This is a genomic window from Massilia aerilata (assembly GCF_042656905.1).
Classification (GTDB): Bacteria; Pseudomonadota; Gammaproteobacteria; order Burkholderiales; family Burkholderiaceae_D; genus Telluria; species Telluria aerilata.
On the sequence record NZ_JBHSMZ010000004.1, the window covers coordinates 560,392 to 572,229 of the forward strand.

Here is an 11,838-nt window from a genome sequence, read left to right on the forward strand (position 1 = left end):
GACTCAGAGGGCCATGATAAACCCTTATCCACGGTATTGTAGTTGATTCGGCCACATGCCTGTAACACACAGGCAAGTTCGAAGCTTGCCAAAAAACTCAACAGGAATCATAATGCGAATCGTTCTCATTATCCTTTCGCGTTATCCATCCCATGACCAAGAATAACAAGCAAGCATCCTTCATCACGAGCCGCAAGCACGCCCGCGTCCTTCCGGCCCCGGCAATGGCCCTGCTGGCCACCCTTGGCATGCCGGCCGCCCAGGCGGCGCCGGATAACGCGATCGACCAGAACATTCCGACTGTGCAGGTGACGGGCGCCAATACCAAGGCAGGTCCGGTCTCGGCCAACGACAAGTTCACCGCGCCGCTCCTGGACACGCCGAAATCCGTGACGGTGGTGACCGCGGACACCATCGCCCAGACCGGCGCCGTCTCGCTGACGGACGCGCTGCGCACCGTGCCCGGCATCACCATCGGCGCGGCCGAAGGCGGCAACCCGGTCGGCGACAATATGTTCATCCGCGGCTACAACGCCCAGACCGATACCTATATCGACGGCATCCGCGACGCCGGTTCGCAGTCGCGCGAGATCTTCAACCTCGAACAGGTCGAAGTGGTGAAGGGCCCGAACTCGGCCTACGGCGGCCGTTCCTCGGCCGGCGGCGGCGTCAACCTGGTCAGCAAGTCGGCCCAGGGCTACGACTTCAACAACGCCTCGGTGGGCATCGGCAGCGACAAGTACCGCCGCATCACCGGCGACGTCAACCGCGCGCTCGGCAATAACAGCGCCTTCCGCCTGAACGCGATGGCGCACGAGAACGACGTCCCCGGCCGCAAGGTGGTCGGCGGCAACCGCTGGGGCGTGGCGCCCACCGTCACCTTCGGCCTGAAGGGCCCGGACCGCGCCATCGTCAGCCTGTACCACCTGACTTCCCACGAAATCCCGGACACCGGCATCCCCTTCAACAACCCGGTCACCACCGGCGCCGACGTGTCGAAAAACGGCAACGGCACCCCGTTCGCGGTCGACCGCGAGACCTTCTACGGCCTGGCCAACCGCGATTTCCGCGATACCAAGAGCGACGTCGGCACCATCGACCTGCGCCACGAGTTCAGCCCGACGCTGGCGCTGCGCAACGTGACCCGCTACGGCAAATCGAACAACGACTACGTCTGGACCCAGCCCGACGATTCCAAGGGCAACACGGTCCGCTACGGCACCGTCTGGCGCCGCGCCAATACCCGCGCCACCGAGACCCGCACCTTCGCCAACGTGACGAGCCTGAACGGCGAACTGACGGCCGCCGGCCTGAAGCACAGCTTCAACACCGGCGTCGAATTCGACCGCGAGACCACCGAGCGCAGCAGCTATATCTTCACCCCGGGCACCAACAACCCGCTGACCAACACCTTCACCTGCCCGACTTCCGGCGCGGCCACGCTGTACAACTGCACCACCCTGGTCAACCCGAACCCCTACGACCCCTGGGTCTACACCCGCACGCTGTCGGGCGCGCTGACCCATGTGTCGACCAAGACCCGCGCCGCCTACGCCTTCGACACCATCGAGATCAACCCGCAGTGGCTGCTGAACCTGGGCCTGCGCTGGGACGACTTCCAGAGCACCCTGGACACGCTGCCGACCGCCACCACGGTCGCCGCCCACGCCGTGGTCGACACCGACTTCGTCAGCACCCAGGCCGGCCTGGTCTTCAAGCCGACGAAGAACGGCAGCATCTACCTGTCCTTCGCCAGCTCGGCGACCCCGCCCGGCAACGACGGCGGCGATGGCCTGGATGCGCTGACCGCGGTCATCCAGAACCTGCAGCCCCAGCGCAGCCGCAACCTCGAGCTGGGCACCAAGTGGGACCTGCTGCCGGGCGGCCGCCTGTCGGTGACCGGCGCGCTGTTCAAGAGCACCATGAACAATGCCCGCGTCACGGCGCCGGACGGCACGACCCAGAACGTCGGCCGCAAGGAAATCCAGGGCGTGGAACTCGGCTTCTCGGGCAAGCTGACCAGCGCCTGGACCGTGTTCGGCGGCTACACGTATCTGGACGCGGAAATCGCGGACAACGGCTTCATCGCCTCGGGCAGCAGCTTCGTGCCCTCGCCCTTCAACGGCAACCGCTTCCCGACCACGCCGAAGAACAGCGCCTCGCTGTGGACCAGCTATGCCTTCACCAGGGACTTCACCGCCGGCTTCGGCATGAGCGCAATGTCCAAGGTCTACGCCAACGTCAACAACAACAAGTGGGTGCCGGGCTATGCGCGCTTCGACGCGATGGCCAGCTACACCCTGAACAAGGACATCAGCCTGCAGTTGAACCTGCAGAACCTGGCGGACAAGCTGTACTTCGACAAGGTGTCGTCCCCGCACTATGCGGGCGTGGCGCCGGGCCGTTCGGCCACCCTGACGGCCAACTTCAGGTTCTGAGCCTGTTTATAGGTATCATTGGCTCTTCCCGCGGCCTGCGGGGAGGGCCTTTTCATTTGCGGAGTGCTTAGATCATGATGCTGCATATTCCTGGGGTGCTGACGCCGGAACAGGTGAAAGCGATGCGCGAGCGCCTGGCGTCCACCGACTGGATCGACGGCCGCGCCAGCGTCGGCAGCCAGGGCGCGCAGGTCAAACGCAACCGCCAGCTGGCGGAAGGGTCGCCGGCCGCTGTCGAATCAGGGCAGATCGTGTCCGCGGCGCTGATGGCGCACCCGCTGTTCTTCGCGAGCGTGCTGCCGCTGCGGATCCTGCCGCCTTTCTTCAACAGCTATGCCGGCGGCGAGCATTACGGGCCGCACGTGGATGGCGCCATTCGCGCCCAACGCGGCGGGCCGGCCCTGCGGACCGACGTGTCCTGCACCGTGTTCCTGTCCGATCCGGAGGAATACGAAGGCGGTGAGCTGAGCGTGATCGATTCCTACGGCACGCACGAAGTGAAGCTGCCGGCCGGGGACGCGATCGTGTATCCGTCCACCAGCATCCACGAGGTGCAGCCGGTGACGCTAGGGGAGCGCGTGGCGTCCTTCCTGTGGGTGCAAAGCATGGTGCGGGATGACTGGAAGCGCTCGATGCTGTACGAGCTGGATACGAACATCCAGGCGCTGCGCGCGAAGCACGGCGATGGGCCGGAGCTGGTGGGGCTCACCGGGCATTATCACAACCTGCTGCGGCAGTGGGCGGAGACCTGACTCACAATCCGTAGCCGCTGGCCTTCAGGATCGCGTCCGGATCGCGCAGCGCGATCAGCTCGCGGATGGCGGCGTGCTTGTCGCTCGCGCGCGCCACGTAGGCTTCGGCGATGCGCATTCCGACCCAGTAGCCGGCTTCGGAAGGCCATCCTTCGGGCGGCGAGCTGTAGTTCGCTATCCAGCGGCGGAAGCGGGGGCTGGCCATCGGCTTGCGCAGGCTGGCGCTGTCCTCCAGCATGGCCTGGCGATCGCGCTGGAATTCCTGCCACAGCCAGGCTTCCCTTTGACGGGCCCACGCATCGCGCTCCAGGTCCGGTATTTCGCCGGTCACCAGACTCGCCAGGTAATCGGCCACGCCCTCGCGCAAGGTCTCGCTCAGCAGGGGGTCGGCCAGCTCCTGCGGGGTTCTGTCGGCCTGCCAGGTGTGCACCGTTTCGTGCGCAAAGAAACTGCGCATCGTGGTGCGGAACTGTTCGCGCGTGGTGCCCGGCAGACAAGTGATTTCCAGGCCGATCACCTGTGCTTCTGCGTTCGCGGTGCCGCCCGAGCTGCTGGCGCCGAAGACCACGTGGATGGCGGGCAGCGGGCGTTCCGGCAGCAGGCCCGCAAAAGCCAGGTAGATTGCCCGCAGGTCGCCGCGCAGGGCAGGCAATTGCGGCAGGCATTCGCGGATGGCATAGCGGTAGTTCTCGGGCTTGGCCGCCACCACCCGCGCCAGGCGTTGCGCGTCGCCGATCCGGTTGGGCGTAAAGATTTTCACCCCGGGCCCGGCGCCGTCCAGATAGTCGCGCTGCAGCACCTCGGCCGCAGGCACGGCACCGTTCTGCATGAGACGCGCGAAGCGCAGCGCGTCGCGGGCGTCGATGTCGGCGCTCAAGGGATCGACGCCGGGGGCTGCGGCGGCAAGGCTGGACAAGAGTGTTGCGCCAACGAGGGCGGCACGGCGGAATTTCATGGTCGGTATGCCTGCATCTGTCATTGAAGCTGCAGGATACCGGGATTGTGGCCGCAGAATTCCTCACAATCTCACCAGGCTCGCATTTTCCCGAGAATGAAAAAAGGCCGGAACCTTCGCAGGTTCCGGCCTTGGTTACTGAGGCTTGCCACTGACCACCGGGGTCAGAGCCCACCCGGATGAACCGGGCTCTGACCCCTATGCAGCCAGCAGCTGACGCAGCACGAACGGCAGAATACCACCGTGCTTGTAGTAGTCCACTTCGATCGGGGTATCGATGCGCAGCAGGACCGAGGTTTCCTTGACCGAGCCGTCGGCGCGGTGGATCACCAGGGTCGCCTGCATCTGCGGGCGGATCTCGCCTCCCAGGCCCTTCAGGTCGTAGGTCTCGTTGCCGGTGATGCCCAGGGTTTCGACGCTGTCGTCAGCCAGGAACTGCAGCGGCAGCACGCCCATGCCAACCAGGTTGGAACGGTGGATGCGCTCGAACGAACGGGCGATCACGGCCTTCACGCCCAGCAGCTGGGTGCCCTTGGCGGCCCAGTCGCGCGAGGAGCCGGTGCCGTACTCTTCGCCGGCGAAGATCATGGTCGGCGTGCCTTCGGCGATGTACTTCATGCCGGCGTCATAGATCGACAGCTGTTCGCCGCTCGGCTGGTGGATGGTGATGCCGCCTTCGACCGCGGAACCGTCGGCCTTGGCCGGGATCATCTTGTTCTTGATGCGGACGTTCGCGAAGGTGCCGCGCATCATGACTTCGTGGTTGCCGCGGCGCGAGCCGTAGGAGTTGAAGTCGGCCTTGAGCACGCCGTGCTCTTTCAGGTACTTGCCTGCCGGGCCGTCTTCCTTGATCGAACCGGCCGGGGAGATGTGGTCGGTGGTGATCGAGTCGCCGAACACGCCCAGGGCGCGTGCGTTGCTGATGTTGGCGGCGGTGACGGTCGGGGTCATCTCGAAGCCCGAGAAGAACGGCGGCTCGGCGATGTAGGTCGACTCCGGCCAGTTGTACACCTGGCCTTCGACCGCCGACACGGCTTCCCACAGCTGGCCAGGGTTGCCCTTGACGTCCGCGTAGTTGGCCTTGAAGACTTCGGAGTTCATCGCGAACTTCATCAGGTCCTGGACTTCCTGCGAAGTCGGCCAGATGTCGCCCAGGTAGACGTCGACGCCGTCCGAACCCTTGCCGACCGGCTCGCTCATCAGGTCGCGCGTCACGTTGCCGGCGATCGCGTAGGCGACGACCAGCGGCGGCGAGGCCAGGAAGTTCGAACGGATGTTCGGGTGGATACGCGCTTCGAAGTTACGGTTGCCCGACAGGACCGCGGCGGCGATGATGTCGTTCGAGGTGATCACGGCGTTCAGTTCCGGGGTCAAGTCGCCGGCGTTGCCGATGCAGGTGGTGCAGCCGTAAGCGGTGACGCCGAAGCCCAGCTTTTCGAGGTAGGGCAGCAGGCCGGCGGCTTGCAGGTACTCGGTGACCACGCGCGAGCCAGGCGCCAGCGAGGACTTGATGTGCGGTGCGACGGTCAGGCCTTTTTCGACGGCCTTCTTGGCCAGCAGGCCGGCGGCCAGCAGCACGCTCGGGTTCGAGGTGTTGGTGCAGGAGGTGATGGCGGCGATCAGGATGTCGCCGTTCTTCACACGCAGGCCGTCGGTGGTCTCGTAGACCTTGTTCAGGTCGTCGGCTGCCTTGTTGAAGCCGTTCGCGGTGGTCGGCTTCGAGAACAGGTCGGTGAAGGTCGACTTCATCGCGCCCAGTTCGATGCGGTCCTGCGGACGCTTCGGGCCGGCCAGCGACGGGGTCACGGTCGACAGGTCGAGCGACACCACGCGGGTGAAGTCGATTTCGCCTTCTTTCGGCACGCCGAACAGGTTCTGGGCCTTGAAGTAGTTCTCGAAGGCTGCCAGTTCTTCTTCGGTACGGCCGGTGCCGCGGAAGTAGTCGACGGTCTTTTCGTCGACCGGGAAGAAGCCCATGGTCGCGCCGTATTCCGGGGCCATGTTGCCGATGGTCGCGCGGTCGGTGGTCGACAGCGAGCGCGTGCCCTCGCCGAAGAATTCGACGAACTTGCCGACGACCTTCTCTTTGCGCAGCATTTCGGTGACGGTCAGCACCAGGTCGGTCGCGGTGCAGCCTTCGCGCAGCGCGCCGGTCAGGTTGACGCCGATGACGTCCGGGGTCAGGAAGTAGACCGGCTGGCCCAGCATGCCCGCTTCCGCTTCGATGCCGCCCACGCCCCAGCCGACCACGCCGACGCCGTTGATCATGGTGGTGTGCGAGTCGGTGCCGACCAGGGTGTCCGGGTAGTACATGCTGCCTTGCTTCATCACGCCGCGCGCCAGGTACTCGAGGTTGACCTGGTGGACGATGCCGAAGCCCGGCGGCACGACGCCGAAGGTGTCGAAGGCCTGCATGCCCCACTTCATGAACTGGTAGCGCTCGTTATTGCGCTGGAACTCGAGCTTCATGTTCAGGTCGAGCGCGTCCGGGGTGCGGAAGTAGTCGATCGTGACCGAGTGGTCGACCACCAGGTCGACCGGCACCAGCGGCTCGATCTTCTTGGCGTTCGCGCCCATCTTGTAGGCGACGTTGCGCATGGCGGCCAGGTCGGCCAGCAGCGGCACGCCGGTGAAGTCCTGCAGCACGACGCGCGCGACGACGAAGGGGATCTCGTCGGTGCGGGCGGCGGTCGGGCTCCAGTTCGCCAGCTGGCGGATGTGTTCTTCGGTGACCTTCTTGCCGTCGCAGTTGCGCAGCACGGACTCCAGAACGATACGGATCGACACCGGCAGGCGCGACAGGTTCACGCCCAGGGCTTCGCCCAGTGCCGGCAGCGAGTAGAACTGGCCGGTCTGGCCCGCGCTCAGCGGGAATTCCTTGAGGGTGTTGAAGGTGTTGTGAGACATGAATTCTCCTTGGTTAGGAACTTTTTAATCACCCGTCGTTCCCGCGTAGGCGGGAACCCAAGTTCTATACGCGATCCGGCTGCGCAAGCAAACTTGGGCCCCCGCCTGCGCGGGGGCGACGTATTCAGCTTTTCTTTTCCGCTGGCGCCGTCGCCACCAGCGACTTCGCCTGTTCGGCGTTCTTGCATTCGTTGGCCAGCTGGCGGTTCAGCTTCGAGTCGAGCAGGATGCCCTTCGACGGGATGCCGATCCAGATCAGGCCGAACTTGGTGTTCTCGAAACGCAGCGCGCCGGTGGTGGTTCCGACGCGCTCGAGGCGGTGCAGGCGGTTCTTCCAGCGCAGTGCGATGTGGCCGCTATCCTTTTCGTTGGTATAGATGGTGACCTTGTTGTTCAACTCGCACGCGTAGTCGGCGACGACGGTGTCGGTGATGTCCGGTTCCGGTTCGTCGTCCGCGGCTTCCTGCCTGGGTTCTTCCTTCTTGTTCTTTTTTGACTTGGCAGCCTTGGCTTGCGCCTTCAGGACCTTGACGGCCTTCGGGTGCGATTCGTGATCGGTGGTGGATGCGGATGCCGGCGCGCAAATGCCGGCGGCCGCGAGCGCAAGGGCGCAGGCGGCGGCGAGATGTTTCAGGGTGATGGCCATCAGATGGATTCCGGTTGGTTGACGAGTGCCGCCGCGGCCTCTGGCAGCGCAAGGCCAGCCAGCTTCGCGCGCTGCAACACCGCCCAATAATATCGGTAGCTGGCGCGGTCGTGCAAGCGGCCATGCTGGGCGATCGGCCCCCAATCTGCTGCCATTGCTTCGAGCAGGATATTGCTTGCTTCGTTCACTTCCGAAACGCGCGGCGTGAAGGCCTTCACCACCGGCTTGATCTGGCTGGGGTGGATGCTCCACATGCGCGTGAACCCGAATTCGCCGGCGGCGCGGGTGGCGTCATTGGCGACAACCGCACTGTCCTTGATATCGGTCGTCACATTATGGGAGGGGACCTTGTCATACGCATGACATGCCGCAACCATCTCCAGCTTCGCCCGTACTACCAGCGGATGGGTAAATTGGCCCGGGGTACGCATGGCGCTTGCCGGAATCGCGCCATAGTGGGCCGACACAAAATCCATGATGCCAAACGAGAGACATTCGACCTGGGGCAGGGCGGCGATCTCCCACACTTCATGCAGCGCGCCGTGGGTTTCGATCAGCACGTGCAGCGGGATCGGCTTGCTGCCTGCCGGACGTCCCGATTTTTCCGCGATTGCATTGATAATTTGTTGCGCGCGCAGCACATCTGCCACGCCGTTCGGCTTGGGCAGCACCACATAGGCCAGCCTGGCGGCGGCGTTGCCGACGATGATGCCGACATCGTGCGCGAAGTGTTCGCTGCCGACGTCGTGCAGGCGGGCGCCGATGCGCTTGTAGCGGTTGTCCTCGCTGTTCAGCAGGTCCGCCACCAGCAGTGCGTGCTCACGCTCCTGGCCGGCGGCCGCGCCGTCCTCGCAGTCGAAGGTGATGTCGAAAACCGGGCCAAGCTCTTGTTGCAGGGCCATCGATTTGCGCATCAGCTTCTCGCTGCCGGCGTAGTGATCGCAGGCAGGGAGGAGCAGTGGCTGGCGTTGGCCCTGGAATAAAACCTCGGAAGGGTGCATTTTGGATAAGGTATTAATACGTCGTTCCCGCGAAGGCGGAAAAGCGCCACCGGCGCTTTTCCCCCAAGTTTGCATGCACTGGCGAGACGCATGCAGAACTTGGGTCCCCGCCTTCGCGGGGACGACGGGATAACAGATTACTGGCCCAGCAGGTGAGCGACGCCGGCCTTCTCTTCTTCCAGCTCTTTCAGCGTCAGGTCGATGCGTTCCTGCGAGAAGGCGTCGATGTCCAGGCCCTGCACGATGGTGTACTCGCCGTTTTCGGTGGTCACCGGGAAGCCGAACATGGTACCTTCCGGGATGCCGTACGAACCGTCCGACGGGATGCCCATGGTGGTCCACTTGCCGTTGGTGCCCAGCATCCAGTCATGCACGTGGTCGATCGCTGCGTTGGCGGCCGAGGCGGCCGACGAGGCGCCGCGGGCGTCGATGATCGCTGCGCCGCGCTTGCCGACGGTCGGCAGGAAGGTGTTGGCGTTCCACTCCTGGTCGTTGATCATGTCCTTGACCGACTGGCCGTCGGCGGTGGCGAAGCGGTAATCGGCGTACATGGTCGGCGAGTGGTTGCCCCACACCACCATCTTCTCGATCGCGCCGACCGGCTTGCCGGTCTTGGCGGCGACTTGCGACAGGGCGCGGTTGTGGTCCAGGCGCAGCATGGCGGTGAAGTTCTTGGCCGGCAGGTTCGGGGCCGACTTCATGGCGATGTAGGCGTTGGTGTTGGCCGGGTTACCGACGACCAGCACTTTCACGTTGCGCGACGCGACCGCGTCCAGCGCCTTGCCCTGCACGGTGAAGATCTGGGCGTTGGCTTCCAGCAGGTCCTTGCGCTCCATGCCCGGACCGCGCGGTCGGGCGCCGACCAGCAGGGCGACGTCGACATCCTTGAAGGCGGTCATCGGGTCGCTGTGGGCGGTCATGCCGGCCAGCAGCGGGAATGCGCAATCGTCGATTTCCATCATGACGCCCTTCAGCGCCTTCTGTGCCTTCTCGTTGTCGATCTCGAGCAGCTGCAGGATGACCGGTTGATCCTTGCCCAGCATGTCGCCGTTGGCGATGCGGAACAGCAGGGAATAGCCGATCTGGCCGGCCGCGCCGGTAACGGCGACACGCATTGGGGTTTTAGCCATGATGAATCTCCAAAGGGGTTCGGGAAAACTACTATGATACCAAAAGCGAATCGGTGGTTCGGGCACCGAATCGACCGGGAGTGTAGTCCTCCGATATTCCATCTGTCAATTCATATCATATGTCTTATATAAGACACATAATCTTTCCGGCTGCGCACTGGACGCAGAGGGGGATTTGTGAAAAAATCGCAGTCTATGAATCAGGTCCCGTCCAATCCGAACAGCAATGGCGCCGCAAACAACACCGCGGGCGGCGCCGGCAACGCTAGCACCGGGACAGGGGCCGCGCAGTCCAGCAGCTCCCCCACATTCTCCCCGCTGTACCAGCAGATCAAGGCCCTGATCACCCAGAGCCTGCAGTCCGGCGAGTGGAAGCCCGGTGAACTCATCCCCAGCGAAGTCGAGCTGGCCGGCCGCTACAAGGTCAGCCAGGGCACGGTGCGCAAGGCGATCGACGAGCTCGCGGCCGAGCACCTGGTGTTGCGGCGCCAGGGCAAGGGCACCTTCGTGGCCAGCCACAACGAGGCGCGCGCCCACTTCCGCTTCCTGAAGCTGGTGCCCGACGAAGGCCTGCCCCATCCCCTGGATCACCAGTACCTGGAGGTCAAGCGCATCCGTGCGGCGGCCGAGGTGGCGCGCCTGCTCGACCTGAAATCGGGCGACGCGGTTGTCTACATCAAGCGCACCATGTCCTTCGAAGGTGCGCCGACGATCCTGGAAGAGCTGTGGCTGCCGGGGCAGCTGTTCAAGGGCCTGACGGCGGAACGCCTGGCGGAATACAAGGGGCCGATGTACGGCCTGTTCGAATCGGAGTTCGGCACCCGCATGATCCGCGCGACGGAAAAGATCCGCGCGGTGGCGGCCGATGCCGGCGCGGCGGAATTGCTGAAAGTACCGGAAGGCACGCCGCTGCTGTGCGCCGACCGGGTGTCGTTTACCTATGGGGACAAGGCAGTGGAATTGCGCCGCGGTTTGTATCTGACCGCCTCGCACCATTACCAAAATGAATTGTCCTGATAAATTTTTGTGCTGGCCCTATGCTGGTGCAGGAATCGCATTGAGCGAGTAAAATGGATTGGTTTTGGGAAAGCGTCAACGAAGCCCGGTCGACGTTCCCCCAGGTCCGAAAACGGATCTGAAGCAAGTCGCAAAATCGATGAATCTGGGTTGGATAACTAAGTATTTGAGGGAGGTGTTGCAATGTCCGAAGCCGTGAGAGAGGCTCAAAAGAAGGGCCGACCGGTAATTCGTAACGTCGATTTTGGCGATATTACTTACCGTGGTTACTACAAACAGCCGCCATCGGCGATCGTGTCGATCCTGCACCGCGTGAGCGGCGCCGGCCTGTTCCTGTTCCTGCCGTTCCTGCTCTGGCTGCTCCAGGAAAGCCTGCGCTCGGAGATCTCGTACGCGCACTTCGCCGGTGTCGTCAGCCACCCGTTCGCCAAGATCATCATCCTCGGCCTGTCCTGGGCTTACCTGCACCACTTCTGCGCGGGCGTGCGCCACCTGTTCATGGACAACCACATGGCCCTGGACAAGGACGCTTCCCAGAAGACCGCACGCTGGGTGCTGGTCGTCAGCCTGGTCCTGACCCTGCTGGTTGCCCTCAAACTGTTCGGAGTGTTTTAATCATGCAATCCCATACTAAAAAGAATATCGGGCAACGCCGCCTGGTCGTCGGCGCCCACTACGGCATGCGCGACTGGCTGGCCCAGCGCCTGACCGCGATCTTGATGGCGGTGTTCACCATCGTCCTGCTGGTCTCTTTCCTGACCGGCCAGAATTTCACCTACGAAGGCTGGGCCGGGCTGTTCGCGCGCCAGTGGTTCAAGCTCTTCACGATGGTGACCCTGTTCGGCCTGTTCTACCACGCCTGGGTCGGCATCCGTGACATCTGGATGGACTACGTCAAACCGGTCGGTATCCGCCTGACCCTGCAGACCCTCACGGTGTTCTGGCTGCTTGCCTGCGCCGCCTGGACTGTGCAAATTCTCTGGAGCGTTTAA

The 11,838-nt window shown here is 63.8% G+C and carries 10 protein-coding genes; 5 read left to right on the top strand and 5 right to left on the bottom strand.

What is annotated here, in order from left to right:
- The first annotated feature begins 152 nt into the window (after positions 1-152).
- Together ACFPO9_RS07390 and ACFPO9_RS07395 are read left to right on the top strand one after the other, a co-directional pair.
- Positions 153-2,438 (top strand): TonB-dependent receptor, encoded by a 2,286-nt coding sequence (locus ACFPO9_RS07390; protein WP_379768969.1) that lies wholly within the window; start codon positions 153-155, stop codon positions 2,436-2,438.
- A gap of 74 nt (positions 2,439-2,512) precedes the next feature.
- A complete protein-coding gene (locus ACFPO9_RS07395) occupies positions 2,513-3,190 on the top strand; it encodes a Fe2+-dependent dioxygenase (protein WP_379768971.1) in 678 nt (225 codons plus the stop codon).
- A 1-nt stretch (position 3,191) separates the two neighbouring features.
- Here ACFPO9_RS07395 and ACFPO9_RS07400 read toward each other — a convergent pair whose 3' ends face one another.
- The 5 genes from ACFPO9_RS07400 to ACFPO9_RS07420 form a co-directional block, all read right to left on the bottom strand.
- On the bottom strand, positions 3,192-4,145 hold the full coding sequence (locus ACFPO9_RS07400) for a gliding motility protein GldB-related protein (protein ID WP_379768973.1): 954 nt from the start codon (positions 4,143-4,145) through the stop codon (positions 3,192-3,194).
- A 198-nt stretch (positions 4,146-4,343) separates the two neighbouring features.
- A complete protein-coding gene (gene acnA, locus ACFPO9_RS07405; protein ID WP_379768975.1) occupies positions 4,344-7,052 on the bottom strand; it encodes an aconitate hydratase AcnA in 2,709 nt (902 codons plus the stop codon).
- A 124-nt stretch (positions 7,053-7,176) separates the two neighbouring features.
- The gene (locus ACFPO9_RS07410; protein WP_379768977.1) at positions 7,177-7,698 is read right to left on the bottom strand and encodes a hypothetical protein; all 522 of its coding nucleotides are present in this window, start codon (positions 7,696-7,698) and stop codon (positions 7,177-7,179) included.
- Positions 7,698-8,699, bottom strand: a complete 1,002-nt coding sequence (locus tag ACFPO9_RS07415; protein ID WP_379768979.1) for an HpcH/HpaI aldolase/citrate lyase family protein — start codon at positions 8,697-8,699, stop codon at positions 7,698-7,700. Before ACFPO9_RS07415 ends, ACFPO9_RS07410 begins: the two co-directional genes overlap by 1 nt.
- A 137-nt stretch (positions 8,700-8,836) precedes the next feature.
- A complete protein-coding gene (locus ACFPO9_RS07420) occupies positions 8,837-9,829 on the bottom strand; it encodes a malate dehydrogenase (protein ID WP_379768981.1) in 993 nt (330 codons plus the stop codon).
- 195 nt (positions 9,830-10,024) lie between these two features.
- On the opposite strand from ACFPO9_RS07420, the gene ACFPO9_RS07425 reads away from it, so the two are divergent.
- The 3 genes from ACFPO9_RS07425 to sdhD all read left to right on the top strand — a co-directional run bounded on the left by ACFPO9_RS07425 (position 10,025) and on the right by sdhD (position 11,838).
- The gene (locus tag ACFPO9_RS07425; protein ID WP_379768984.1) at positions 10,025-10,846 is read left to right on the top strand and encodes a GntR family transcriptional regulator; all 822 of its coding nucleotides are present in this window, start codon (positions 10,025-10,027) and stop codon (positions 10,844-10,846) included.
- Positions 10,847-11,029: 183 nt separating this feature from the next.
- Complete coding sequence (gene sdhC, locus ACFPO9_RS07430) at positions 11,030-11,461, top strand: succinate dehydrogenase, cytochrome b556 subunit (RefSeq protein ID WP_379768986.1); 432 nt, start codon at positions 11,030-11,032, stop codon at positions 11,459-11,461.
- A gap of 2 nt (positions 11,462-11,463) precedes the next feature.
- Positions 11,464-11,838, top strand: coding sequence for a succinate dehydrogenase, hydrophobic membrane anchor protein (gene sdhD, locus ACFPO9_RS07435; RefSeq protein ID WP_379768989.1), 375 nt, complete (start codon positions 11,464-11,466; stop codon positions 11,836-11,838).